Origin of the sequence: Burkholderia sp. BCC0322, assembly GCF_902833045.1 — a bacterium.
Classification (GTDB): Bacteria; Pseudomonadota; Gammaproteobacteria; order Burkholderiales; family Burkholderiaceae; genus Burkholderia.
On sequence record NZ_CADFDU010000004.1, the window covers coordinates 531536 to 555657 of the forward strand.

General features: G+C 68.1%; 25 protein-coding genes. 13 read left to right on the plus strand and 12 right to left on the minus strand.

Translation table 11 applies throughout. The annotated features are described in order from the left end of the window. Positions 1-25: 25 nt before the first annotated feature. Positions 26-736 (minus strand): response regulator, encoded by a 711-nt coding sequence (locus HWX39_RS15615; RefSeq protein ID WP_175968907.1) that lies wholly within the window; start codon positions 734-736, stop codon positions 26-28. Between the two features lie 219 nt (positions 737-955). Here HWX39_RS15615 and HWX39_RS15620 point away from each other — a divergent pair, with 219 nt between their 5' ends. Then, positions 956-1870 (plus strand): glutaminase, encoded by a 915-nt coding sequence (locus HWX39_RS15620; protein WP_175968908.1) that lies wholly within the window; start codon positions 956-958, stop codon positions 1868-1870. 136 nt (positions 1871-2006) lie between these two features. Then, the gene (locus tag HWX39_RS15625) at positions 2007-2384 is read left to right on the plus strand and encodes a cytochrome c (protein WP_175968993.1); all 378 of its coding nucleotides are present in this window, start codon (positions 2007-2009) and stop codon (positions 2382-2384) included. A 199-nt stretch (positions 2385-2583) separates the two neighbouring features. On the opposite strand, the gene HWX39_RS15630 is transcribed toward HWX39_RS15625, so the two are convergent. Both HWX39_RS15630 and HWX39_RS15635 read right to left on the minus strand, forming a co-directional pair. Further along, positions 2584-2997: an AAA family ATPase gene (locus HWX39_RS15630; protein ID WP_175968909.1), complete on the minus strand. Its 414-nt coding sequence runs from the start codon at positions 2995-2997 to the stop codon at positions 2584-2586. 60 nt (positions 2998-3057) lie between these two features. Then, positions 3058-3444 (minus strand): VOC family protein, encoded by a 387-nt coding sequence (locus HWX39_RS15635; protein ID WP_175968994.1) that lies wholly within the window; start codon positions 3442-3444, stop codon positions 3058-3060. Between the two features lie 334 nt (positions 3445-3778). On the opposite strand from HWX39_RS15635, the gene HWX39_RS15640 reads away from it, so the two are divergent. After that, positions 3779-4414 carry an isochorismatase family cysteine hydrolase gene (locus HWX39_RS15640; protein ID WP_175968910.1) on the plus strand — a complete coding sequence of 212 codons (636 nt, stop codon included), beginning with the start codon at positions 3779-3781 and terminating at the stop codon, positions 4412-4414. Between the two features lie 63 nt (positions 4415-4477). Here HWX39_RS15640 and HWX39_RS15645 read toward each other — a convergent pair whose 3' ends face one another. Beyond that, complete coding sequence (locus HWX39_RS15645) at positions 4478-5152, minus strand: TetR/AcrR family transcriptional regulator (protein WP_175968911.1); 675 nt, start codon at positions 5150-5152, stop codon at positions 4478-4480. A gap of 149 nt (positions 5153-5301) precedes the next feature. Between HWX39_RS15645 and HWX39_RS15650 the strand changes: the two genes are divergently transcribed. After that, positions 5302-6831: an FAD-dependent monooxygenase gene (locus HWX39_RS15650; protein WP_175968912.1), complete on the plus strand. Its 1530-nt coding sequence runs from the start codon at positions 5302-5304 to the stop codon at positions 6829-6831. Positions 6832-6922: 91 nt separating this feature from the next. Then, a complete protein-coding gene (locus tag HWX39_RS15655) occupies positions 6923-7876 on the plus strand; it encodes a fatty acid desaturase family protein (protein ID WP_175968913.1) in 954 nt (317 codons plus the stop codon). Positions 7877-7897: 21 nt separating this feature from the next. On the opposite strand, the gene HWX39_RS15660 is transcribed toward HWX39_RS15655, so the two are convergent. From HWX39_RS15660 to HWX39_RS15670, 3 genes are read right to left on the minus strand one after another with little or no spacing between them, the layout of a single operon-like run. Beyond that, positions 7898-9034: an aromatic ring-hydroxylating dioxygenase subunit alpha gene (locus HWX39_RS15660; protein ID WP_244135011.1), complete on the minus strand. Its 1137-nt coding sequence runs from the start codon at positions 9032-9034 to the stop codon at positions 7898-7900. A 4-nt stretch (positions 9035-9038) separates the two neighbouring features. Then, complete coding sequence (locus tag HWX39_RS15665; protein WP_175968914.1) at positions 9039-10637, minus strand: GH3 auxin-responsive promoter family protein; 1599 nt, start codon at positions 10635-10637, stop codon at positions 9039-9041. Beyond that, complete coding sequence (locus tag HWX39_RS15670) at positions 10637-11575, minus strand: fatty acid desaturase (RefSeq protein WP_175968915.1); 939 nt, start codon at positions 11573-11575, stop codon at positions 10637-10639. Before HWX39_RS15670 ends, HWX39_RS15665 begins: the two co-directional genes overlap by 1 nt. Before the next feature lie 95 nt (positions 11576-11670). On the opposite strand from HWX39_RS15670, the gene HWX39_RS15675 reads away from it, so the two are divergent. Then, complete coding sequence (locus HWX39_RS15675) at positions 11671-12558, plus strand: metal-dependent hydrolase (RefSeq protein WP_175968916.1); 888 nt, start codon at positions 11671-11673, stop codon at positions 12556-12558. After that, positions 12555-13454, plus strand: coding sequence for a hypothetical protein (locus HWX39_RS15680; protein ID WP_175968917.1), 900 nt, complete (start codon positions 12555-12557; stop codon positions 13452-13454). Before HWX39_RS15675 ends, HWX39_RS15680 begins: the two co-directional genes overlap by 4 nt. Here the strand turns inward: HWX39_RS15680 and HWX39_RS15685 are convergent. Continuing rightward, positions 13442-14557 (minus strand): hypothetical protein, encoded by a 1116-nt coding sequence (locus tag HWX39_RS15685; RefSeq protein ID WP_175968918.1) that lies wholly within the window; start codon positions 14555-14557, stop codon positions 13442-13444. The two genes, HWX39_RS15680 and HWX39_RS15685, sit on opposite strands and share 13 nt — an antisense overlap. A 7-nt stretch (positions 14558-14564) precedes the next feature. Then, positions 14565-15275, minus strand: coding sequence for a hypothetical protein (locus tag HWX39_RS15690; RefSeq protein ID WP_175968919.1), 711 nt, complete (start codon positions 15273-15275; stop codon positions 14565-14567). Positions 15276-15336: 61 nt separating this feature from the next. Here HWX39_RS15690 and HWX39_RS15695 point away from each other — a divergent pair, with 61 nt between their 5' ends. Next, entirely contained in the window at positions 15337-16797 is a 1461-nt protein-coding gene (locus HWX39_RS15695) for a fatty acid desaturase family protein (protein WP_175968920.1), read from the plus strand. Between the two features lie 46 nt (positions 16798-16843). On the opposite strand, the gene HWX39_RS15700 is transcribed toward HWX39_RS15695, so the two are convergent. The 3 genes from HWX39_RS15700 to HWX39_RS15715 form a co-directional block, all read right to left on the minus strand. Continuing rightward, positions 16844-17575, minus strand: coding sequence for a ribonuclease T2 (locus tag HWX39_RS15700; protein ID WP_175968921.1), 732 nt, complete (start codon positions 17573-17575; stop codon positions 16844-16846). 267 nt (positions 17576-17842) lie between these two features. Next, positions 17843-18421: a hypothetical protein gene (locus HWX39_RS15710; protein WP_175968922.1), complete on the minus strand. Its 579-nt coding sequence runs from the start codon at positions 18419-18421 to the stop codon at positions 17843-17845. A gap of 96 nt (positions 18422-18517) precedes the next feature. Further along, entirely contained in the window at positions 18518-19921 is a 1404-nt protein-coding gene (locus tag HWX39_RS15715) for a DUF308 domain-containing protein (RefSeq protein ID WP_175968923.1), read from the minus strand. Positions 19922-20268: 347 nt separating this feature from the next. On the opposite strand from HWX39_RS15715, the gene HWX39_RS15720 reads away from it, so the two are divergent. The 5 genes from HWX39_RS15720 to HWX39_RS15740 all read left to right on the plus strand — a co-directional run bounded on the left by HWX39_RS15720 (position 20269) and on the right by HWX39_RS15740 (position 24122). Beyond that, positions 20269-20928, plus strand: a complete 660-nt coding sequence (locus HWX39_RS15720) for a hypothetical protein (protein ID WP_175968924.1) — start codon at positions 20269-20271, stop codon at positions 20926-20928. A gap of 84 nt (positions 20929-21012) precedes the next feature. Then, positions 21013-21579 (plus strand): helix-turn-helix transcriptional regulator, encoded by a 567-nt coding sequence (locus HWX39_RS15725; RefSeq protein ID WP_175968925.1) that lies wholly within the window; start codon positions 21013-21015, stop codon positions 21577-21579. 116 nt (positions 21580-21695) lie between these two features. Continuing rightward, positions 21696-21905, plus strand: a complete 210-nt coding sequence (locus HWX39_RS15730; RefSeq protein WP_175968926.1) for a hypothetical protein — start codon at positions 21696-21698, stop codon at positions 21903-21905. Between the two features lie 107 nt (positions 21906-22012). After that, positions 22013-22594: an HD domain-containing protein gene (locus tag HWX39_RS15735; protein ID WP_175968927.1), complete on the plus strand. Its 582-nt coding sequence runs from the start codon at positions 22013-22015 to the stop codon at positions 22592-22594. 334 nt (positions 22595-22928) lie between these two features. Continuing rightward, positions 22929-24122, plus strand: coding sequence for an efflux RND transporter periplasmic adaptor subunit (locus HWX39_RS15740; RefSeq protein WP_175968928.1), 1194 nt, complete (start codon positions 22929-22931; stop codon positions 24120-24122).

Sequence of the window (24122 nt, forward strand, 5' to 3'; positions counted from 1 at the left end):
ATGACGGCGTCGTACGAACGCCGAGTCATTCCCACGCGTGCTTGCTGAATTGATAGCCCTTGCTGCGGATCGTCTTGATCCGCTGCGGGTTGCTCGCGTCGTCGCGCAGCTTGCGGCGCAGCTTCGAGATGCGCCCGTCGATCGTGCGGTCGAGGCCGTCGAACTCGACGCCGCGCAACTGCAGCATCAGGTCGTCGCGGCTGACGACTTCGCCCGCATGGCACACGAGCGCCCACAACAGGTCGAATTCGGCCGACGTCAGGTCGGGCGTGCTGCCGTCGGGCAGCACGACGGAGCGGTCGGTGCGGTCGATCGAGAACTTGCCGAACGCGTAGCGCTCGGGCTGCGGCGCGGCGCTCTCGGCCGCGCGCGCGGGCGCACGGCGCAGTTGGGCCTTGATCCGCGCGAGCAGGATGCGCGGCTCGACCGGCTTGTGTACGTAGTCGTCCGCACCGAACTCGAGGCCGAGCAGTTCATCGAACGGCTCGTCGCGCGCCGTCACCATGATGATCACGCCGTCGTACTGCTTGCGCGCCTCGCGGCAGATTTCGAAGCCGTCCTTGCCCGGCAGGTTCACGTCGAGAATGACGAGATCGGGACGAATGGACAGGATCGCCGGCACCGCGGCGTCACCATGCAGCACAGTGTCGACTTCATAGTCGTTCTTGCGCAGGTAGCCGGCGATCAGCGTGGACAGGCGGGTATCGTCTTCGACGAGCAGGATGCGAAAAGACATGGGCAGCGGTCGGGTCATCGGAGAAGCCGCGGCGGCGCCGGCCGGTGCCGGACGCCGGCCGTTGGCCGAAACGTACCGCATGATACTGCGCCCGCAGATTGGCTGTTCAGCGGTCTTGAAAATAAGGGTGCGATATCGTCCGCGCTTGACGAATCGGCGCCGGGACGGTTCCATACGGGCTCGCCGGAATCCCGGCCGCTTACCTACCCGCCTGACTCGATGAATTACCAGACTATCCTCGAACGCATCCATACCGAACTCACCCCCTGGATTGGCCGGGGACGGGTTGCCGACTACATTCCCGAGCTCGCGAAAGTGCCCGCCGACAAGTTCGGGATGGCCGTCGTGACGCTGGACGGAAACGTTTGCACGGTGGGCGACGCGTACGAGCGCTTCTCGATCCAGAGCATCTCGAAGCTGTTTGCGTGCACGCTCGCCTTCCAGCTGCTGGGCGACGCGCTGTGGGAGCGGGTCGGACGCGAGCCGTCCGGCACCGCGTTCAATTCGCTGGTGCAGCTCGAAAGCGAGCGCGGCAAGCCGCGCAACCCGTTCATCAACGCCGGCGCGCTGGTCGTCACCGACGTGCTGTGCCGCCGCTTCGTGCGGGCCGAGACGGCGCTCGTCGAATTCGTGCGGCGGCTGATCGGCGCGAACGACATCGACTACGATTCGCGCGTCGCGCAGTCGGAGCTGCAGCACGCGGAGCGCAACCGCGCGATGGCGCACTTCATGGCGAGCTTCGGCAACATGCAGATGCCGCCCGACACGGTGATCGACGCGTACTGCCGCCAGTGCGCGATCACGATGAACTGCGTCGAGCTGGCGCGCGCCGCGCTGTTCCTTGCGAACGGCGGCGTCGCGCCGGTCACCGGCGAGCGGATCGTCGATTCGAGTTCCGCGAAAAGGCTGTCGGCGCTGATGCTGACCTGCGGCACCTACGATGCGGCCGGCGATTTCGTGTATCGCGTCGGACTGCCCGCGAAAAGCGGTGTCGGCGGCGGCATCGTCGCGGTGCTGCCCGGCGAGATGGCCGTGTGCGTGTGGGCGCCGGGGCTCGATGCGAACGGGAACTCGCTGGCGGGGACGCTGGCGCTGGAGTGGTTGACGACTTATTCGGGGCGGTCGATTTTTTGAGGCGGCGGAGTCGGGCGTGCCTCATCTGACGCAATGCCGGCAGGTGAATCTCGGCGCGCTCAACGGAAAACTCGCCATTCGACAGCAATCGACCCCACCGAGACATGCACCGGTTCACACAACGAGACCACGAAAAATGAAAATAGTCCTCGTCGCTTCATTATTAGGAATGTCATTGCTTGCTCAAACGTCACCTGCCTTCGCGGATAGTGACAACGGGAAAAAGATCTTCCTGGCGAGATGTGCCATGTGCCACGGAGCAGATGCCAAAGGAACAGGACCATTGGCCAATAAAAGCAACCCACCCACGCCCGATCTTACGACGCCCGCCTTCAAAAAACGACTCAACGATTATCCGGGCGTTATTGTCTCGTCAGTCATCCTTCGTCCAAACGGGGACCTGATTCCAAAAACGCTGCGAGAAAATGGCGTAAAACTGCCACCCCACCCCTGGACGGTCAAGGATTTTCGCGATTTGAATCAATACATGAGCGGATTGATTTTAAATAAATGAATACCTTGATGCGAGTTCATATTGCCGGAATGCCGCCGGGATCACCCAGATCCTGACACGAGGCTACGAGCCGCGAGCATCCGGGCCCGGTTTTGCCCGCAGTCGGTTTCGCGCACTGGGGATCGGCAAGTTCCGCCGGCTCTGGCCCGTGCCGCTCTGCGACCTGCGCCGGCCGGCAAGTGCCGGCCCGATCGCACGATCATGCAGCCGTGCCATCAGAATGGAACACGGTTGCAGACGCGAGTTCGATATCCGTCGGCACTTCGAATTCCTTTTTCATGAAGTCGAACATGGCAGGCGATACCTCGAACGAAAACGTTTCGCCCTGTGCCGCATTCCTGGTCAGGACACGACCGCGACGAATGTCATGCGGTGCGGCGACAAAGTGCAGTTCACTCGAAATGCCGGCGTCCCGGGCGCGTTCGGCAAACGCCGAACGATTTCGCGCCTTCATGAAACCGAGATCCAGAACGACGTTCCCGCCATTTTTGGCGATCTGTTCGGCCGTGCCCCAGATCGAGAAACGCGTTGCGCCGGACAAGGCCGCGAGCGTCCGCGCGTCAGTAGACTTGCCGGCACCTTGCGGCCCGAAAACGATTGGTACCGCTGCCATGAAATCCCCTTCCTCGAGGTCGAGCGCCGTCGCGGCGCCTTGTCATGGTTCTCGGCTCGGTCACTCGGCCGGCGCGAAATTCAGCTCGACGCCATTGCCTGCCGGATCGCGGAAGAAAATCTGCACCTGGCCGGTGAGCGGAACGTGGGCACGCGTGAACGCCACCTGGGCGTCGGTCAGATGACGCGCCATTTCGTCGGCGTCCGCACAGGAGAACGCAACATGATCGAACGTATTGGCAACGTTTGACGGACGCGACTCGCCCGGCCGCGCTTCCGACAGATGCAACACGGCCTGCGTGCCCGCATACAACCAGTACCCGAAGCGCTCGAACGGCGGACGAAACCCTTCCCGCAAGCCGACGATGTCGACGTAGAAATCGCGAAGCGAATCGAGTGTCTGCCGATCCGCCCGCAAATTGTAGTGACTGAATCCGGTAACTGGCATGACGTTTAGCTCGTGTTGGCGCAACGTGACAGAAAATGGCATCGCGCCGGGCATTGCCGCTTCGGGCACGCTCCGCGCGAAAACGGCAAGCCGGCAGGGGCGAGCAATCGCGGCCGACCATCGACATGGACATCGCACTGCCGCGAACGACCGTGGGTCGATAAAGCGCACGCCAGTATATTGCGGCGGCGCAAGGACGTGGCGCCGGTTTGGCGGGGATGGCCGCGCGACGCGGCAAAACGCCCCTACGAAAATCGCATCGGCAAGCGCCCCGATTTTCCGGTACAAATCGGGCACGCTGAAATTCCCCGCGCGCAATCGGAGACTCTCGTTCATGACTCGGCAAAACGCACCGGATATCGCAACGGTAACCCCCACGACTCCCGGCGACAGCCCATCCGCGCCGATTCCCGCCATCGTGCCGTCAAGCACCGCGCTGCTCGTCATGCATTACCAGACCGACATCCTCGGCCTCTTCCCGTCCGTCGCGCCCGGGTTGCTCGCCAATACGCGCCGGCTCTGCGACGCGGCCCGGGCAAGCGGCATCGGCGTCTGGTTCGCGAACCTCCGGTTCAGCCCCGGCTATCCGGAAGTCAGCCCGCGCAACAAGAACGGCCAGGGCATCAAGCAGCTCGGCCTCTTCGTCGACGACGGCCCGTCGCCGGAACTCGGCCGGCAGCCCGACGAGCCGCTGATCGTTGCGCACCGCGCCAGCGTGTTCTTCGGCACCGATCTGCAGGCGCGGCTGGTTGAACACGGTGTCGATTCGCTGATCATGGTCGGCATCGCGTCGACGGGCGTCATGCTGTCGTCGATCGCCCACGCGAGCGACGCGGACTTCCGCCTGTACACGGTCAAGGACTGCTGTTACGACCCGGACCCGGTGGTGCATGAGCACCTGTTCTCCACCGCGTTCGAATCGCGCACGACGGTACTGTCGCTCGCGGACGCATTGCAGTTGATCGAGTAAACCAGCGCACGCGCGAGCGTGACAGGCCAGCGGCTTCACGCGAATCGGCCCGCGGAATAACACCTACCGGGCCGTTCCGATCCCTTTCAGGATGAGGTCGACGCCGGCCACGAACTGCTCGCGCTCGTCGTGCGCGGCCAGTTGCGCCGCCACCTTGCGCACGAACGGATAGTCCGCGGGATCGAGTTGCGTCCACCGGCCGGCGACGGCCGCGACGATCTCCGGCTGCGCCGGATCGCGCGGATGCAGGCGGGCGCCGGCCGCGTACTGGCCGGCCAGCCCGAAGATGTAGTGCATCAGCGCGGACGCCGCGTTGAATTGCGCGGGCTCCGGCACGCCCAGCGCCTGCAGATGCCCGCCGACGCTTTCGAGAATCCGCAGCACCGCGTCCTGCCACGGCGCGCGGAACAATTGCGCGCCCACCCACGGATGTGCGCGGAACGCATCGAACAGACGCAACGCGACACGACGGATCGCCTCCGCCGCATCGCCGTCAGGCGTCGTCGACTCGTCCGCCATCGCGCCCGCGATCACCCGATCCGCGGCCGCGGCGAGCAGGTCGTGCTTGTCGGCGACATACCAGTAGATCGCGCCGCTTCCGGTCGCCAGATGCGCGGCAAGCGTGCGAAACGTCAGTGCGCCTTCGCCGTCGTTGTCCAGGATGTCGATCGCGGCATCGACGATCCGCTCTTTCGACAGCGCGTCGGCGCGTCGCTCGGTTCGGTTCCGGGTTGTCATGCGCGGTAGCTTGACACACCTGGAACAACGTTCCAATATCTCGAAATGGAACGGCGTTCCACATCATTCCCATTCCTGGCGCACGCCCGCAGTCAGGTGCGGCCCTTCTTACCGACATCGGCCCGCCCTGGCCGGAAACCGAGCCCTCGATGACCCAGCCCGTTACCCATGATGTCCTGATTGCCGGCGCCGGCCCTGTCGGCCTCTTTCTCGCGTGCGAGTTGCGCCTTGCCGGCCTGTCGGTGCTGGTGGTCGAGCAGGCCGGCGATCCGGCCTCTCCGCTGAAGCGGCTGCCGTTCGGCATGCGCGGCTTGTCGGCGCCCACCCTCGAAGCGTTCTATCGTCGTGGCCTGCTCGACGACATCACGATGCCGCCCGGTACATTCGACACCGCGCACTGGATGAAGCAATCGCGCCGCCCGGGCGGCCATTTCGCCGGCATCCCGTTCTTCCATGACCGCATCGATACATCCCGATGGCCGTACCGCCTGCCCGGCCCGGCCGACACGCCCATGCCGACCGATCTCGAACGCGTCGAAACCGCGTTGGCCGCCCGCGCGAACGCGACGGGCGTCGAGATCCGACGCGGCATCCGCGTCGAGGGCTTCGACCAGTCGGACGACGACGATGCGGTCACGCTGCACGCAAGCGGCAACGCGTGGCGCGGACGCTGGCTCGTCGGCTGCGACGGCGGCCGCAGCACGGTCCGCAAGGCCGGCGGCTTCACGTTCGCCGGCACCGATCCCGAATTCACCGGCTACACGATCGAGGTCGAACTCGCCGATCCCGGCGCGCTGCAGCCCGGCCGTCACTACACCGCCACCGGCATGTATACGTACACGCCGCCCGGGACCATCGCGATGGTCGAATTCGACGGCGGCGCGTTCCACCGGCGCGGGCCGGTCCTGCTCGATCATGCGCAGGCGGTGTTGCGCCGCGTGTCCGGCACCGGCGTCACGCTGACGGCGCTGCGGCTCGCCACCACGTGGACGGACCGCGCGCACCAGGCGAGCACCTATCGCAACGGCCGCGTGCTGCTCGCGGGCGACGCCGCGCACATCCACTCGCCGCTCGGCGGCCAGGGGCTCAACCTTGGGATCGGCGACGCGATGAATCTCGGCTGGAAGCTGGCCGCCACGATTCGCGGCGACGCGCCGGCCGGCCTGCTCGACAGCTATACGGACGAGCGGCATCCGGTGGGTGCCAGCGTACTCGACTGGTCGCGCGCGCAGGTCGCGCTGATGCGGCCGGCCCGGAGTTCGCGCGCGCTCGAGGCGATCGTCCGCGATCTGGTCGACACGCGCGACGGCGCGACTTACTTCGCCGAGCGTGTATGGGGGATGTCCGTTGCGTACGATCTCGGCGGCGGCCATCCGCTCGTGGGGCGCAGCGTTCCCGACTTCGAACTGGTCGACGGAACCCGGCTCGGCGAACACGTCACGCACGGCAAAGGTGTGCTGCTGGACTTCGATGGCGGAGGGCCGTTTCAGGCGCTCGCCAATCGCTGGCGCGACCGGATCGCCTATCTCGCCGGCGATGCGAAAGACCGGTTGGGATTGCGCGCCGTGCTCGTGCGGCCCGACGGTGTCGTCGCGTGGGCCGGTGACGAAGCTGCAAACGCCGACGAAGCCGCGCACGCTGCAACGCGATGGTTCGGCAAGCCCTGCGCCACGCGTTGAATGCGGCCGCTCGTCACCTGGGGAATCCGGTGTATATTGCCGACCGATACGCCTGCATGCGCGCCGTCGCCGGTGCGCCCGACCTCATCGAATGCCCACGCCATCCGCCCTGCCGACCCCTGCCGAACTGAACCGCACGCTGCCGTTCGCAGCCGGCGCGCGGCCGTGGCGGCTCGTGCGCTATGCGTGCATCGACTGGCTCGGCATCCTGCTGTGCTGGGCCGCGATCCGCTTCGTGCCGAATCCGTTCGTCCATGTCGCAGCCGTGTTGCTGATCGCGGGCCGGCTGCAGGCATTCGGCGTGATCCTGCACGATGCCTGCCATCTCCCGATGCGGCGCATGACGCTGCCGCTGGCGCTCGTCGAAGCGCTCGCCGGCTGGACGATCGGTTCGTCGATCGCCGCGATGCGCTATCACCACCTGCGTCATCACCGTGCGGTCGGCACCGCCGAGGATCCGTACCTGCACCGGCTGGCCGCGCGCGGCGGCTGGGTGCAGCGCGTGATGATGCTGCGCGGCGCGCTGCTGCCGGTCTGGTGGCCGCTGCGCGCGCTGATGGCGCCGCTTGCGCTCGCGTGGCCCGCGTTCCGGCCGTGGTATGCGCGCGGCTTCATGCAGGACCGCTCGCGCCAGGATCTGCGCCGTCACCCTGAAGTCATCGCATGCGCGCGCGCCGACCTGCCGCATTGTGCGGGCTATCTGCTCGCGATTGCGGCCGTCGTGCACTGGGATCTGCCGTTCTTCACTTACTACGGACTGCCGTGGATCGTCGGCGGCATCATGAACGCGAACCGCGTGCTGCTCGAACACCAGCACGTCGAGATCGACGAACGCGCGCCGGAATCGATCTGGCGGATGACACGCACGATGACGTTCGGCTGGATCGGCAAGCTGGTGCTGTATCCGCGCAACATCGGCTATCACCAGGTGCATCACGCGTATCCGGCGCTCGCGCTCGAACATCTGCCGGCCGTGCACCGCTACCTGACGGACGGCGCCGCATTCGCGCCGCCCGCACCCGGCCAGGCCGGCTCCACACGCTAGCCGCCCTGCGTCGCGCGGCGCCTACAGCTCGAAGCGCATCACCTTTTCGCCGCACTGCGCGGCCGGCAGCGGCTCGTCGCGCTTCACCGCATCGAGCAGCCGGTCGATCGCGACATGCACGATGTCGGCGCGCACGTTATGCGGACGGAAGCCCGGCGCGTTGTCGAGGCCCTGCCGGTGCGCGCGCATGATCCGCACATCCTGCTGGATCACGAGATGCGTGTACAGGTTCAGCAGCGGACGCAGCGCGCGCAACATCCAGCGCGGCAGCCGGAAGCGATACGCGATGTACGTGTAGACGCGCGAGCGGCGCGCATCGATCGGCGTGATCTGGCTGACGATCAGGAAACCGGAACGTTCGCCCCACAGATAGTCGCAGCGCGTCACGTTCGGCGCGATGAAGCGGTCGATGTGCGCGAGCGGCACGCGATCGGGGTTCGTGAGCCAGTCGAGACAGAAGCCGATCTTGTCGTCGCCGTCGTGATACGTGACGGCGACGCTGTCCGGAGTCGTCGCGACCGTCGCTTCCATCGCCTGGCCACGGCTGCTGCGGAAGATCCCGTCGTGCACGAATACCGTATGCGGCACGTCCATGAAGTTCTGCGCGAGCATCGCGATGTCGCCGTCGAACGTGTTCACCATGAAGTACGACTGCCACGGCGCGACGTCGCAAAACGGCATCCGGAAAATCGCGCGCGCCGACGGATCGCCCGTGCCGAGATACACCCACACGAGCCCGTCGAGCAACCGCACGGGCAGCGTGCGCTGCCGGAACGGATAGCGGCCGGGCGTGCCGGTCGCCTGCGTGCCGTCGATGCTCGGCACGTGGACGACCTGACCTTCGCCGTCGTAGCGCCAGCCGTGATACGGGCACACGAGCGTGTCGCGGTAGACCTTGCCGGCCGATAGCCGCGTGCCGCGATGCACGCACTGGTCGATCAGCGCGGCGACGCGGCCGTCGCGTTGCCGGAACAGCACGATGCCGGTATCGAGGATCCGCACGCCGAGCGGCTTGTCACGCGGGAGTTCGCGTTCGGTGCAGGCGACGAACCATTGCTCGTGCAGGCCGTCGGCCGGCGGTGCAGGCTCGCGCGAGCCCGCCGCATCGTGCGACGGGCAATCCTGCCCGCATCCGCGTGGTTCGATCATGTCGTTCATCGCGTCATTCATTCGTCATCGCCAGCAGCGCATCGGCCACCGGCAGCCGCGTCACGAGTGCGCACGGCTTCACGTCGCCCGCACGGATGCCGGCCCGTTCGGCCGCCTGTTGCAGCAGGTCGCCGAGCCGCTCCGGCGAGCGGCCCAGCCGTCGTACGCGCAGCGTGCCGAGCTGGCCGAGGCGGCGTGCGTGCGCATAGTGGAACGCCTGCACCAGTCCGGTCTCGACGGCTGCACACATGGCGCCGGCCGCGTCGTCGCCGATCTCGCCGGCGACGCACAGCACGTAATGCGGCAGCCCTTCTTTCGCGACACACGGCACGATGCACGCGCCGACTTCGCCATGCTGCCCGCGCGCGCGATTCAGCGCATCAGCCGCCATCCGTTCGTCGAGCTTCTCGCCGACGAGATCGGCGCTCGCCGCCGCGCGCCCGACGAACGCAATGCGCGGCGTGCGCGCGGTCATGCCGACCACGCGCACGCGATCGCCGAGTGCATAGCGATACAGGCCACCGCCGGTAGTCAGCAGCACCTGCGCCTCGTCGCCGGGTCGCAGCCCTTCGACGTCGCACACGCTGCCGTCGTCGCGCACGAACTCAAGGTAGTGGCTGCCGATCGCTAGCGGGCAACCGTCACCGGCGCCGAACGGAATGCTCGCGACGCCTTCCGTCGCGAACAGCCCCTTCGGCAGCCATTGCACCTGCGGAAACCGCACGCGCAACGCGTCGGCGTAATGCTTGCTCGGGCCGTCCAGCCAGCAGCTCACGGCGGCCAGGCGCGGCCACAGCGCACGGCAGTCGCCATCCCCGATCGCACCGCGCAGCGCCGCGCGGCGGTCGGCCGGCAACGACGCCTCGACCCATGCGAGATCGCATGCGCTGCCCGCATCGTCGCGGTCGAACAGCGGGCGCAGCACGCTCGTCAGGAAGGTCGGGCTCCATACGCTGATGAACGCGAGCGCTTCGTCCGCGACGAGCGCGCGCAGCGTCTCGCGCCGCCACGTCGCCGCGTTGCCGGTCAGCGGCGGCACGAGCAGCGTCGACGCGAGCGCGGCCGCGCTGCTGTCGCCGAGGTAGTCGAGATCGCTCGCCGAGCCGACCGGAATCCCGTTGGGCGCAACACCCGGCGCCTGCAGCGGCGGCGACATCGACCAGTACGCACGCCCCTCGCAGAGCGCCGGACAAGCGCGATACATGTCGGCCAGCCATACGATCATCGCGGCCTGCAGTTCGCGCAGGAACGCGGGCGTATAAGGAATCCGCTTCTGGTGCGCGGTACTGCCGCTGGTCCGTTCGAGGAACACCGGGCGCTCGGCGGTCAGCACCGGTTCCGTTTCGTGCGACACGCGATCGAGCCACGGCAGGAAATCGGCGGCCGCCTGCACGGGCACGCGCTCACGGAACTGCGCGGGGCCATCGATCCGGTCGAAGCCGAACCGGCGGCCGAACGCCGTATCGCGGTTCGCGGCGAGCAGCGCCATGAGCCGCCGCGCCTGCGCATCGCCCGGCGCTTCGAGGCCGGCCTGCCAGCGATCGAGGTCCGGCCGCGCGGCGCGCGCGAACGTGCGCCATGCGTCGAACGGGCTGCGCGCTGGAGCGTCCATCAGAAATAGGTCTTGTCGAGTTGCGCGAGATCGTCGGGCAGCCGGCGCGGCGGCGCGAAGATCGTGAGCCAGCCGTACCACAGCGGCCGCGTCTCGCGCAGGTCCGACACCGCGTGCATGTCCTGCCAGCGCAGCGCGGGGCGGCGATGATGCGTGAGGTTGTAGTTGAAGTTCAGCAACAGCCAGCGCACCGGCGTCGGCGCGCGCATGTTGTACGTGCCTTCGACGACGTCGAGCGGCGTGCGCATGTGGTACACCCACTGCAGCGACGACCACGAGAACGCGAACGCGACATACGCGACCAGCACCGCCGACACCGACCAGTCGAGCAGCCAGCCGGCCAGCAGCCATGCACCGACTGCGGCGAGCGCCTCGTAGCGGATGCGCCGGAAATCGGCCGTCGTGAATTCCTTGAACGCGGCCGCGTAGGTGTTGTCGTCGCCGCGCGCGGCGAGCCGCTGCATCGTTCGGCCGGGCACCAGTGCGAGCACGAAGCTGCCGACAAAACCGCCGAGCCAGATGCCGCCGAGGATCGCGGCGTAGTATTCGATGCACTTGCGCAGCAGCGATTCGTCCGCGGTCGCGAAATCCGCTCGCTCGGCGCGCGTGCGGTTGCGCACGTGATGGCCGAGATGGTTCACGTGAATGAGCGTCGCGGCCGCGCCGAACATCGTGGACGCCCACCACATCATCATATAATTCGCGATCGGCCGGCGATGCCCGAACCCGTGGAAGGTTTCGTGCATCATCGAGAACACGCCCTGCATCACGAGGCAGAACGGCACGAGCGCGAGCCACTTGATCGCGCCAATGCCGGTATGCGAGAGCCAGGTGAGCATACCGGCCCACACCGCGCTCTGCAGCGCGAGCACGAGCAGGTTCGCACGGTCGTAACGTCGGGTCTGCGCGGCAGCGGCTTGCGCACTCGGTCGGTTCATGGCTCGGAATGGCGGTTGTTTGCACGGGAGGATACAACAGATGCGTCAGCCGCCGGTAACGGCCCGCGCCCCTTCCCTGACGGGGCGGAACTAGCATGCGGCCGTTTCGCCGCGCGCCCGCCGACCGCACCGCGTCGCGCATGCCGACCCGCGACGTGCGCTTCGCTATCGACGCACGCATTCCGCGCTTCTGGTATCGCGGCGCGTGCCATGTCACGCGCTTCTTCGACGCGTTTTCCGTGATGTTTCCGCTCGGCGAGCGCTTCTTCATCGAAAGCGTGCGGCCGTTTCGCGACCGGGTTGGCGGCGACGCGGCGCTCGCGGCCGACGTCGATGCGTTCGTGCGGCAGGAAGCATCGCATATCCGCGTGCACCGGCTCTACAACGCGCGCCTCGCGTCGCAGCGGGTGCCGGTCGACGCGCTCGAAGCGCTGCTCGAGAAACGCCAGCGCAATGCCGCGCGGCAGGTATCGCCCGTCACGCGGCTCGCGCTGACCGCGTGCCTCGAGCACTACACGACGATCCTCGCGCACCGGCTGCTGAGCGACCCGGCGATCCTCGACGGCGCCGATCCGACGATGGCGGCCGTATGGCGCTGGCATGCAATCGAGGAAACCGAGCACAAGACGGTCGCGTTCGACGTGTTCGAGGCGGCCATGCCGAACGCGGCGCGGCGCTATGTGGTGCGCTGCGCGGCCATGCTCGGGATCTCCGTCTACTTCGTGATCGACCTGATCTATTTCGTGCACCGCCTCGTCGCCGTCGACGGGCAGACCTGGAACCTGCGCGGCTGGCTGCAACTGCTGCGCTGGCTGTTCGTCGCGCCGGGCATCTTCACGCGCGTGATGCCGATGTGGCTGTGCTGGTTCTCGCCGCGCTTCCATCCCGATCGCCTCGACAGCGACGCGGCGCTGCGCGCGGCACGCGCCGCGCTCGCACCGTACCTGGCCGGCGCCGAACGCGAACCGGAGTCGCACGCATGACACGCGCGCCGTGGACGCCCGACGGGTTCGACGACTGGCGGCGCCACTATCCGGCAACGCCGTTCGCGCGGGCCGCGGCGAACCTCGACCGAACCGATGCGTTCATCGACGGCTGGACGCGGCGCACCGCCCGCCTGCCGTTGACGACGACGGTCGTGCTCGTCGCCGGGCTGTATTCGGAATGGCTGCCCGGCTGCAATCGCGGGGCGCGGCAAACGCTCGGCGCGGCCGGCTATCGCGTGCTGACGGTGCCGGTGCGATCCGCGCGCGGCGTGTTCGATCAGGGCGCGCATATCGGGACGTACCTGCGCACGCACCTGCCGGCCGGCGGCGAATTCGTCGCGCTCGCGCACAGCAAGGGCGGCATCGACACGCTCGCCGCGCTCGTCGGCGATCCGGCGCTGGCCGCGCGTTGCGCGGGCCTCGCGCTCATGCAGCCGCCGTGCGGCCCGTCCGCGATCGTCGATACGATCTTCCGACACGGCATCGCGCCGCATGCGGCCGCGCCGTGGCCTGACCGCATCGCGCGCCGCATGCTGCGCACGCGCTGGGCCGACGCCGGCACGCGCGACATCAGCAGCCGGCGCGATCCGCGCGTCGGCGCCATGCTTGCCGCGCTGCCGCGCGACCTCCATCTCGTGCATGGCGTGAGCTGGTCCGTCGAGGCATCCACGCGCTTCGATTCGCATCATGGGCGGCTGAACGGGCATCGTCCCGGCTGCGCGCACGACGGACAGTTCTATCTCGAACACCAGGTGATGGCCGGCATCCGGCAGGTCTGCCTGCCGCGGCTCGACCACGGCCAGCCCGTGCTCGGCGGGCTCGGCTTCGACGCCGGCCGCTTCTGGCTCGCGCTCGCCGACCTGCTGCACGTCACGCGCGCTCAGACCAGGTAGATCTCGAAGCCCGGCACGCGGCCGGCCAGCAGGCCGTCGATCGGTGCGGCCGGCTCGCCGGTCGACAGTGTATAGAGATCCATCGGCGTACGCGCCGCGTAGTAGCGCGCAAGCGCCGGCCGGAGCGGATCGCCGTCGTACAGGCACAACTGCATCAGCGCATGACTGTTGCGCACGCGCAGCCACGCGGCATCGAGCAGCGCCGCGAACACGGACGGATCGCGGTCGCGCACCTGCAGGTGCGTCAGGTAGACGTCGCGCAACGGCTCGCCGGGCGCGGCGATACGCGGGCGGCGCAATGCGGGCGCGACTGCATTGAATGCGGCACGGACCGCCTGCAGCGGCAACGGCAGCCGTTCGAGCACGATCCGTTTGATATCGCCGGCATCCCACGGCGCGACGCAGCCGAGCAGGTTGTCGTGCGCATCGAGCGCCAGCAGGAACGCGCCGATGCCGAACGACGGCCACGTGTCGAGCCGGCGCGCGAATTCGTCCGCGGAGAACACGCCGCCAAACGGCTGGCGGCACGATTCGGCATCGAGAAACGCGCGCAGTGCGTCCGCATGATGCGGCTGCGCCTCGACGATCCGCACGCCCGGCACGCTGCGCGGCGCCGACGACAGCCCGCGCTGCGCATAGATCGACACGTTCTCGTAGCCGTGCCAGTGCGCGAAACGCAGCCGATTCTCGCGCCGCGATCGTGCCAACGACTGCACCGCGAGCCGGTTGTCGCGGATCATGCAGCAATACGCATGCTGCACGCCGGCGTCGGCGCGCAGCGTCGCGAAGCGTTCGCGCACCGAGTCGGTCCACTCGCGCGACAGCCGCCGGTCGGGCATCAGCCGCAGGTCGCCGAGATAGGCGACCGGCTGCGCGCGTTCGCCGAGATAGCCGTCGCGCACGACGAGGCTCGCGAGCCCCTTCAGCGACGCGCGCTCATCCTCCGCGAGCCAGACCTCGTGATGCGGCGCGTGGCAGCGATGCAGCGCGAAGTAGTCGGGCGCGCGATCGAAGCGCAGCGGCAGGCTGCCCTGCATCGCATGGCGGGACTGGAAATCGAGGATGCGCGCGTTGTCGGCCGGATGCGCGAGTCGGATCCGCATGCGCGGCTCACCTGCCGTCGAACAGCCGGCGCGCGAGCGGCCGCAGGTTCGACGCCGACAGTTCGCACAGGCACACGAGCTCGTCGCCCTGCGCATAGCCGGGGTTGCGTGCGAGGAAATAGTCGACGTCGGCCAGCCGTCGGTGCGCGGCCGGCACCTCCGCGAGCGCGGGCGTGAGCCGGCCCTGCGGCGTGTCGAACGACAGCAGGCCGGTAGCGGAATCGTACGCGTGCCCGTAGCGGCTCGCGGCCAGGTAATCCATCAGGTCCTGCGTGGCCGGTGCGGTCAGGTTGTCGGCACGCGGCGCGTAGTCGCGCGCGAACGCGCGCAGGTAGCGATAGGTGCGATGCCCCTTGCAGATCAGGAACCAGTACAGCGGCACGGCGGGCGCCTGCCGCCACACGTCGCCCGCGTGGCGGATCCACGCGAACGCGAGATGCTGCGTGCCCCAATGCGCGGGATCGATGATCGTATCGCCGGAAAAGATCACGCGGATCGACGCGCCGCGCCAGCGTGTCTCGTACTGCTTGAGCGTCGAGAAGCCCTGGATCGCGCCGCCGCCGTCGCGCAGCACGATGCAGTGTGTCTTGTCGCCGAGGTCGCGGTCGAACTGCGCACGAACCGTGTCGCAATAGGACGCCGCATACAACGAGAACATCCGGTCGATGTCGTCCGGGCCCAGGGCCGTTCGTTCGACGGCGGTGGCACGCAACTCCATCGGCTCCTCCTGCAAGACTGAACAGCTTGCTATGATAGCCCGTCACCCGCCCGCTCCCGCCATGTCCCACGCCGTTTTCCGCCAGGATGCGAACGACGCGCCGATTGCCCGGCCATGGCTGCTGCTCGCCGCCTATCTCGTCGTGACGGGTGCGTTCTACGCATTCGTCACGCACCTGCCGCTCGGGCCGGTCACGCTCATTCCGGCGAGCGCGCTCGATCGCGCGGTTCCGCTGCTGCCCGGCACCGTACCGCTCTACCTCAGCTACCTGCTCGCGATGCCCGCGCTCGTCTGGCTCGGGCGCGGCCGCGCATGGCTGCTGCCGGCGTTCTTCGCCGGCGCGCTCGCGGCCGGTGTTTGCCTCGTGTGCCATCTGCTGCATCCGACCGCCGTCGCATGGCCGCCCGCTCATGACGGCTGGATCGCATGGCTGCAGCGAATCGATGCGCCGCTTGCCGCATCGCCGAGCGGGCACGTCGCGCTGCCGGTCGCGATCGCGATCGTGCTGCTGGCGCTCCGGCAACGCTCAGCCGTGCTGTTCGCCGCGTGGAGCGCGCTGCTGATGGTGACGGTACTGACCACCGGCCAGCATCGCGCCGCCGATGTCGCATGGGGCAGCACGACCGGTATCGCGGCCGGCACGTTCACGCTCGCGTTGCTGCGCGTCAAGGTCGACCTGCGCACGGTGGCGGCCGCACTGCTCGAATGGGCGTGCATCGTCGTTGCGATCCGCGTGGCCGTCGCGCTCGGCGCGTGGTACCTGTATGCGCTTGCGGTGCTCGTCGTCGCGACGCGGCAGCATGCGCTGTTCATCCTGTATCACGACGCGACCCACTATCACCTCACGCGCCGTCGCGGTTTCAACGACTTCCTGATCAACGTCGCAATCGGCGTGCCGGGGCTCGTCCCCGTCGAGTTCTACCGGCCGCTGCATCTCGCGCATCACCGGCATCTCGGCACCGCGCAGGATCCGGAGCGCCGGTTTCTCTATCACGGCCAGCCGTGGCGGTTCCGGCCGCTCGACGCGTGGCCGCTCGCGCGGCAGTTGCTCGGCGATCTGTTCGTGCTGAACATGGTGCGCAACATGGCGGCATTTCGGCGCGCGGGCGGGCAGAACACGCGGCTCGGCCTGCCGTTCCAGGCGGCCGCGGCCGTATGGGCGGTGATCGTCGCGCTGCTCGTGTGGGCCTGTTCCGCGCGAACGATCCTGCTGGTCGCGGCGCTGTGGTTCGTGCCGCTGCTCACGCTGTCGGTGCTGCTGCAGAAGATCCGCAGCATGGCCGAGCACAGCGGCGGCCCGCAGGCCACGCCCGGCTGGGCCGACTGGACGTATTCGTGGCGCACGGGCTGGATCGGCCGCGTGTTCGTGTGGCCATATCACATCAACCTGCATCTGCAACATCACCGGAACCCGGCCGTGCCGTGGCATGCGCTGCCCGACGCTATCGACGCACACGAGCCGCAGCTCGACGCACCGGAGCTGGCCCGGCTGCTGTGGTCGGGCATCCCGCCGAAGCCGTGACCGGCGACGGCGTGCGCGATGTCGCGCGCCGTCGCCCCCTGCCCCGTTACTTCGCGATGTACACGCCCGACGTCGGGCACGTGCCCTGCGTATTGCCGTCCGTCACGAGCGATGCGGCGCTCGGGAATTGCGCGGTCGCATTGGTCTTCACCGCGATCCACGCTTCGGTGAAGTAGCTGACGCCATTCGTCTTCGTGCACTTCAGCGACACCGCGCTGCGCGTATTGCTGCCGAATGCGCCTTCGAACGCCGACAGCAGCTGGTTACGCGTGACCGTCTTGCCCGCGTTCGCCTGCAGGAACGTGTTGAACGACGTGTTGCCGAGCCGGCTGATCATGCCGGACGCCTGGTTCCAGTACGCATCGGGCGTCGCCGAGTTCGAGCAGGTGCCGTGCTTGAACCACTCGTGCTTGTCGAGGCACGACGCGACGCCCGGCATGTACGTCGCGAGCGTGTTGCGAGTCGCGCTGCTGATCGGATACGCATCCATGCTGCACCACTGGTGCGCGTTGTCGAGGTCGATGTCGTTCTGCGGCACGCCGCAGTAGAACGGCTGGTTGCCGTCGTAGTTGTTCGGCCACAGGCCATGCAGCGACAGGCTCGTCGCCGCGTACGTGCCGGCGAGGTTCGTGCATTCGGGCGTGTCGTGCGACGCGCAGAAGCCGGGCTCCCACGACGCGGCGAGCAACAGGTAGTCGTAGCTGGTCTGCGCGGCGGCGTGCAGTGAAGCGGAAGCGACGGCGAGTGCGGCAGCGGCGCGGGCGAGCGTCTTGAGCATGGCGTTTCCTCGGAAAAGGCTTGCGGTCGCGGGATGCGCCGCAAGGTTGTCGAATGTCTGTCCGCGATTGTTGCCGACGCAACATGGCACGAATGTGAAGGTGGACGAAAGAACTCGCGGTGCGGCGCGGGCCTCGCCGGTCGCCCGCACGCTGGGCAAGCCGATGCGGATCAGGCCGGCCACGATCGTGCGCGACTGACCGCCCGGTGCCACCGCGGACATCGCACTATCGACACCGGCTCGCGCACGCATGCGGCACGCCGCCCGTCACGATCCGGCGCCCAGCTGCGTGCACGCGCGTGTGATCGATTCGGGGCCTTCGAGCGCGAGGATCTGCCACACGCCGATGCTGACGCGCTGGCGCGCCGCCGTCGACGCATCGGCCAGCAACGCCTCGACGCGCGGTGCGGCTTCCGGCGCCTGCTGCTTCAGCGCCGCGTGATGTCGCGCGCGCGACGCCGGCTCCGATTCGTACACGTCGCACAGGCGCACCATGCCGGCGAGGCCGGCAAGGTCGTCGTCCTTGTCGATCGCACCCGGCACGACCGGTGCGAGCCCCTTGCGCTCCGCGGCCGGCAGCTTGTTGCGCGCGCCTTCGTCGATCGACGTGGCGGATGCCGGCGGCAGGCCGCCGATCGCCGCGACGATCCGGCTGCCTGCGGCAATCATGTCGCCCTGGCACTCGATCTTCTCGGCGGCCGCGACGTTCGAGCAGAACGACACCGACGTCCGGTACACGTCGTCGCTCATGCGCGGCACTTCGTCCACGCTCGCCTGCGCGAAGCCGGCGCTGGTCAGCGCCAGCGCGGCGGGAATCAGGATGCGGAATGCGCTCGTCTTGTTCATTGTTGTTTGCGTATGGGGGTTCTCGTGGCGGGCAACATCGCGCGACCGCGCGGTGGCAGCCGCAGTGACGCCGGGCCCGCGCCCGGCGGCACGCGATCACTTCATCGACGCAGCCTCCGATCCGCCGGGCGACAGCGCCGCGTTGTCCTGCTCGCGCCACGTGCGGCGCGACACCATGATCGCCTTCACGGCCGAGCGCGCGACCTTCCACCACGCGAACGGCCGCGGATCGGCGAGCATGCTGAGCGCGCGTGCATAGTCGAGCGTGAGCCCGGGGGTCCATGCCATCGTCACCGCGCGCTTGCGGATCTGCGCGGCGACCCACAGCTCCGGCGTGAGCAGCAACCGCACGAACGCGCCCCACCCGGCGCGCGCGCCCTTCAACCGCCACACCGCACCGTCGAGCGCGGCTTCCAGCGCGTTCGATACCGTGCTCGAACAGTTGCGGTGCGTCAGGTTGTACGTTGCGTCCTGCCGGTACGACGACCAGAAGGCGTCCAGCTTCGCCGGATCGTAGTTGCGGATCCGCACGCGTACGGTCGACGGGCACCACGCCTTCGACTCGGTTGCGTAGTCGGGCTGGAACAGCCCCGGCACGTCGTTTTCGGGTGTCGCGCGCAGGATGCGCGTGAATTCGTCCGGAGAACGATCGATTTCGACACCCGGATACAGGCTGATATAGATGCCCTCGGGCGCCTCCAGCGCCGCGTGCCCGGTCGAGATCACGCCGTTCACGTCCACCGCCGCGATATAGCGGTCGATCACCGGATAGCGCTGCGCTTCGGCCTTCGACGTGCCGGTCGGCGTCCACACGTGCACGGTGAGCGCGTGCTCGCCGTCGGCCGGCGGGCCGTCCCATTCGGACTGCGCGACATGCGGCCGGTCGCGCGTATCGTCGAGATCCGGCGCGAGCGCCGGCGCCGGCGATGCCGCGAACGCCGGATTGCGCGTCAGCCGCCGCACGCGCGCGGCGAGGCTCAGCATGTGCATCCCGCCGAACATCAGCAGCAGGCCGAGGCAGTACGGCACGGTGCCCACGTAGTGCGTCGGGTACGGCTGATAGAAGAAGATTGCCAGCAGGATCTCGACGACGCCCCATGCGAATGCGACGTTCCAGCGGCGATAGCGCACCATCCACGCTGCCGTGCACTGCAGCAGCCCGTCGACGAGAAACAGCGTGCCGAAGATCATCGACAGCAGGAAATGGCCGTGGTGATGCCCCGCGAACACGAGCCCGGCGGCAACCACGACCACGATCCCCTTCACGTAGCGCAGGATGCGCTGCCCGCCGACGCCGCTGCCGGCCACCGCGAGCGTCGCGAGCCCCTCGATCAGGAACAGCCACGCAAAGATCTGGATCGGGAAGTGCAGCGCGCCGTCGAGCGCATCGACGAAGATCACGACGCCTGCGACGACCCACACCCAGCCGAGCACGGTCAGCCCGCGCCAGCGGGTGCGCAAGTATTCGATGCCCAGCAGCAGCAAGACCAGCCGTACCATCGCGCCCTCTCGTCATTTTTCGGGAAACGCGCTGGTCACGCGTTTCCTGTCGTTTCGACCGAGCATCGTGCGACGCGCAAGCCGAAAGGCGGTAATTCGTACCGGCGCGTCATGCGTCGACATGACCGTTGGCGGCCGGAATCCCCCCGCACTGGCCGAATCATAAGATATGGCGGAGACGCTTGAAAGCACGACCGTACCGTTGTCGGCACCGTGCGGGCAGCGGCCACCGACTGCTGCCGTGGCAGATACCCCGTTCGACAACGCGCGGCGGATACGCGAGAATCCGGCTTCCGAGGGCGAAAGCCACTGAACTGAACCGAGCCGCACCAGACGGGACAACAACAATGACCGCATCGATCACGCGCCGGCGCCTGCTGGCCGCCGGCGTGGCCGCCAGCAGCCTCGCGCTGTCGGGCTGCTTCACGCCGAAGCTGTACAAGGACGACGCATACAGCGAATACGTATCCGGATTCATGATTTCCGAGGACGGCAAGAAACTGGTCGTCCTCGGCATGCGCTACCACTACATCTTCGATCTGCCGGCCCAATTGCGGCCGGTACTGCTGTCCGGCTACCGGAAATCGCTGCACACGACGTTCGCCGGCTTCCATGCGAGCGGCGGCAGCGTCACCGGCCACTACCGGATCGTGTTGCCGAAGGACGCGTCGGACGACGATCGACAGGCGGCCGCCGCCGACGGATTCGTCGCCGAACCAGCCGGTCTCGTGCTCGAAGGCGACATCGACGGCAAACGCTACTCGACGGAAGGCTTCGCCGCGAAGGACAAAGGCGTCACGCAGCCGTTCAACAAGCAGTACTCGGTGTACATCCAGGAATCGCCGTCCGTCGTCGGCATGGGCCTGCGAATTCTCGCCACGCCGATCACCGTTGCGGCCGACGGCGTGCTCGTGCTGGGCGGCATCGTGCTCGTGCTGGGCGGCATCGTGCTCGTGCCGTTCGCGGCCATCGCGATCCACGCAAACGGCGGCCTGCGGATCATGTAACGGCGCGCGCGGTGCGCCTGCCGTGCCAGCGTCGACAGCCCGAGTCACGCGAGCGCACACAACGACCGCAACCGGAGCATCGCCATGACCGGATCACCGCTTCACACGCCCCCGCTCGGCCCGCAACTCAAGCGCTGGCGCGCGCTGCATCGCGTCAAGCAAAGCCATGCGGCCGAACTGTTCGGCGTGGCGCAATCGACGATCTCGCGCTGGGAAGCCGGCATTCAGCAGATGTCGCCCGACGAGCGCGCGACCGCCGAGCGGCTGCTCGCCGCGCGCCTCGATTCCGCGGGCGACTACGCACTCGCGCGGCTCATCGCGGGCAGCGCGGGCCGCATGCATCTCGTGTGCGACCTCACGCACCGCCTGCTCGCTTGTTCGCCCGCGCGCGCGGCCGAATTCTCGCAGCCGCTGCCGATGCTGCTCGGCGCGTCGCTGTGGCGCTACGCGACGCCGGAGATCGTCCGCATGGAAGCCGCGCTCGACACGCTCGGCTGGCACGACCATGCAGGGCCGCCGAGCGTCGAATTCGACACCGGCGCGAATGCGTCGCATGTCGTGCCGATCCGCGGCAGCGTGTGCCGATGGACACGGATGACGCTGTCGGATGGCTCGGCCGCGCGGCTCGTCGAGACGCTCCAGGATGCGTGATTGCGGGGTCGCGATGAAGAACCGCACGCCGGCAACGGCACGGCTGCTTCGACGTGTCCGGCACGCAACGCAAAAGATGCGAACGTAAAGGGCGGCACGCCCAGGGGACATGCCACATGCCGACGGATGTCATGCGAGAACTCGTGATCATCGCGTTCATTGTCTATACGGGCGCCGCCGTGCTGGTCGCGCTTCGCTCGGGGGTGGCGAACGCCGGTGGCAGGCGCGTGGCGCGCCGCAGCAGCCCCTACCTGTTCACCCTGATCGTCGTTGTACAGACGGGCTTCTTCGCCCTGTTCTGCTGGGCCGGGCTTTTCGCGAGGTAGGCGCGCGACGAAGCGCCCCGATCCCGCACACACCACGCATATTTCATGCGTGGACGAACCGCGCCCACCCGCACTACGCTTGGCGGCTCATCGCAAGGACGCCGACCATGCCCCCCGATACGATCCACGCGCGGCTCGCTTTCCTGCGCGAAGCCGAACGCATGAAGGATGTACTGCGCAGCGGCTACACGTCGTCCGGGCGAGCGGAAAGCACGGCCGAGCACAGCTGGCGGCTGTGCCTGATGGCGCTCGTGTTCGCGGACGCGCTGCCCGGCATCGACACGCTGAAGCTGCTGAAGCTGTGCGTCGTCCACGATCTCGGCGAGGCGCTGCACGGCGACATCCCCGCGATCGAACAGGCCGCGCACCCGGACAAAAGCGCGCACGAACGCGACGACCTGCTGACGCTGACCGCGCCGCTCGACGCCGCCCCGCGCGACGAGATCGTCGCTCTGTGGGATGAATACGAGGCGGCGGCTACGCCGGAAGCGCGCGCGGCAAAGGCGCTCGACAAGCTCGAAACGATCCTGCAGCACAACCAGGGCTGCAATCCGCCCGACTTCGACTACGCATTCAATCTCGGCTACGGTCACCGCTACACCGACGCCGCGCCGCTGTTCAGCGCGATCCGCGACATCGTCGACACCGACACGCAACGCCGGATCGACGCGGGCGGACCGCACGCGTAAGCGCGCGGGATCGGGCGCTCGTCGCCGCGCAGCGCTAACGCACGCAAACGCACGCCGCACCATACGCGCGGGGCTTCACCCGCCGTTCTCCCGGATCGCAACGATGACGCCGCACGGCCCCTGTTCCCGTGCGGCGTTCGCACAATTCAGCACAATTTCCACACGATTTGGCGTGATTTCCTCGCTTACCATGAGCGGCTGATTCGACTCGGCACGCCCGCGCGATGCGCACGCGGATACCGTCGCGGGCAACCCGCCCGACAGGCGACGCCGACCGGATCGTCCCGCCCGGCCGCACGCATCGCCGGCACCGCTTGATCCTCGCCGCACGCTCATGACTCAGAAGACCCATCGCCGCCGGCGCATTGTGCTGGCTTCCCTCGCCGTCGTCGCGATCGCCGCCGGCGTCACGCTGAAGGCCTGCGCGCCCGACAAGCATCCGCAATACCTGTCCGCGCCCGTCACGCGCGGCGATCTCGAGAACGCGGTGCTCGCGACCGGCGCGCTGCAGGCGTTCAAGCAGGTCGACGTCGGCGCGCAGGTATCGGGACAATTGAAGTCGCTGAAGGTCAAGCTCGGCGACAAGGTCACGAAGGGCCAGTGGCTCGCCGAGATCGATCCCGTGATCTCGGAAAACGCGCTGCGCCAGGCGCGCGCCAGCGAGGATAGCCTGCGCGCGCAACAGCAATCGACCGCCGCGCAACTCACGCAAGCGGAACTCGCGTTCCGGCGCCAGCAGGCGATGCTGCCCGACGACGCGACGTCGCGCGAATCGTTCGAGGCCGCACGCGCGACGCTCGATGTGCAGCGCGCGACGCTCGCGTCCCTCGCCGCGCAGATCCGCTCGGCCCGCATCCAGATCGAGACCGCGCAGGCCAACCTCGGCTACACGCGCATCGTCGCACCGATCGACGGCGAGGTCGTCGCGGTCGTCACGCAGGAAGGCCAGACCGTGATCGCGCAGCAACAGGCGCCGGTGATCCTGAAGCTCGCCGATCTCGACACGATGACCGTGAAGGCGCAGGTGTCGGAAGCCGACGTGATCCGCGTGAGCGCCGGCCAGACCGCGTATTTCACGATCCTCGGCGAACCGGACAAGCGCCACTACGGCAAGCTGCGCGCGATCGAGCCGGCGCCGCAGAACTACGCCGAAGCGCAGAGCGCGCTCGGCGGCGGCGCGGGCGGCGGCACGAAGCCGAACTCGGCCGTGTTCTACAACGCGCTGTTCGAAGTGCCGAATCCCGAGCATCGGCTGCGCATCTCGATGACCGCGCAAGTCAACATCGTGCTCGGCAACGCGCGCAATGCGCTCAGCATTCCGGCGGCCGCGCTCGGCGAAAAACGCAAGGACGGCACCTACGCGGTGCGCGTGCTGCGCGCCGACGGCAGCACGGAAACGCGCAGCGTCCGCATCGGCATCAACAACAACGTGCGCGTCGAAGTGCTGGCCGGTCTGAAGGACGGCGAGCGCGTCGTGATCGGCGAAGCGGCCGGGGACGACCATGCGCCGCTGTCGGACGTGGTGTGA

Coding starts and splice junctions, on each gene's coding strand:
- HWX39_RS15615 (WP_175968907.1), bottom strand. CDS start 736: ATGTCTTTTCGCATCCTGCTCGTCGAAGACGATACCCGCCTGTCCACG.
- HWX39_RS15620 (WP_175968908.1), top strand. CDS start 956: ATGAATTACCAGACTATCCTCGAACGCATCCATACCGAACTCACCCCC.
- HWX39_RS15625 (WP_175968993.1), top strand. CDS start 2,007: ATGAAAATAGTCCTCGTCGCTTCATTATTAGGAATGTCATTGCTTGCT.
- HWX39_RS15630 (WP_175968909.1), bottom strand. CDS start 2,997: ATGGCAGCGGTACCAATCGTTTTCGGGCCGCAAGGTGCCGGCAAGTCT.
- HWX39_RS15635 (WP_175968994.1), bottom strand. CDS start 3,444: ATGCCAGTTACCGGATTCAGTCACTACAATTTGCGGGCGGATCGGCAG.
- HWX39_RS15640 (WP_175968910.1), top strand. CDS start 3,779: ATGACTCGGCAAAACGCACCGGATATCGCAACGGTAACCCCCACGACT.
- HWX39_RS15645 (WP_175968911.1), bottom strand. CDS start 5,152: ATGACAACCCGGAACCGAACCGAGCGACGCGCCGACGCGCTGTCGAAA.
- HWX39_RS15650 (WP_175968912.1), top strand. CDS start 5,302: ATGACCCAGCCCGTTACCCATGATGTCCTGATTGCCGGCGCCGGCCCT.
- HWX39_RS15655 (WP_175968913.1), top strand. CDS start 6,923: ATGCCCACGCCATCCGCCCTGCCGACCCCTGCCGAACTGAACCGCACG.
- HWX39_RS15660 (WP_244135011.1), bottom strand. CDS start 9,034: ATGAACGACATGATCGAACCACGCGGATGCGGGCAGGATTGCCCGTCG.
- HWX39_RS15665 (WP_175968914.1), bottom strand. CDS start 10,637: ATGGACGCTCCAGCGCGCAGCCCGTTCGACGCATGGCGCACGTTCGCG.
- HWX39_RS15670 (WP_175968915.1), bottom strand. CDS start 11,575: ATGAACCGACCGAGTGCGCAAGCCGCTGCCGCGCAGACCCGACGTTAC.
- HWX39_RS15675 (WP_175968916.1), top strand. CDS start 11,671: ATGCGGCCGTTTCGCCGCGCGCCCGCCGACCGCACCGCGTCGCGCATG.
- HWX39_RS15680 (WP_175968917.1), top strand. CDS start 12,555: ATGACACGCGCGCCGTGGACGCCCGACGGGTTCGACGACTGGCGGCGC.
- HWX39_RS15685 (WP_175968918.1), bottom strand. CDS start 14,557: ATGCGGATCCGACTCGCGCATCCGGCCGACAACGCGCGCATCCTCGAT.
- HWX39_RS15690 (WP_175968919.1), bottom strand. CDS start 15,275: ATGGAGTTGCGTGCCACCGCCGTCGAACGAACGGCCCTGGGCCCGGAC.
- HWX39_RS15695 (WP_175968920.1), top strand. CDS start 15,337: ATGTCCCACGCCGTTTTCCGCCAGGATGCGAACGACGCGCCGATTGCC.
- HWX39_RS15700 (WP_175968921.1), bottom strand. CDS start 17,575: ATGCTCAAGACGCTCGCCCGCGCCGCTGCCGCACTCGCCGTCGCTTCC.
- HWX39_RS15710 (WP_175968922.1), bottom strand. CDS start 18,421: ATGAACAAGACGAGCGCATTCCGCATCCTGATTCCCGCCGCGCTGGCG.
- HWX39_RS15715 (WP_175968923.1), bottom strand. CDS start 19,921: ATGGTACGGCTGGTCTTGCTGCTGCTGGGCATCGAATACTTGCGCACC.
- HWX39_RS15720 (WP_175968924.1), top strand. CDS start 20,269: ATGACCGCATCGATCACGCGCCGGCGCCTGCTGGCCGCCGGCGTGGCC.
- HWX39_RS15725 (WP_175968925.1), top strand. CDS start 21,013: ATGACCGGATCACCGCTTCACACGCCCCCGCTCGGCCCGCAACTCAAG.
- HWX39_RS15730 (WP_175968926.1), top strand. CDS start 21,696: ATGCCGACGGATGTCATGCGAGAACTCGTGATCATCGCGTTCATTGTC.
- HWX39_RS15735 (WP_175968927.1), top strand. CDS start 22,013: ATGCCCCCCGATACGATCCACGCGCGGCTCGCTTTCCTGCGCGAAGCC.
- HWX39_RS15740 (WP_175968928.1), top strand. CDS start 22,929: ATGACTCAGAAGACCCATCGCCGCCGGCGCATTGTGCTGGCTTCCCTC.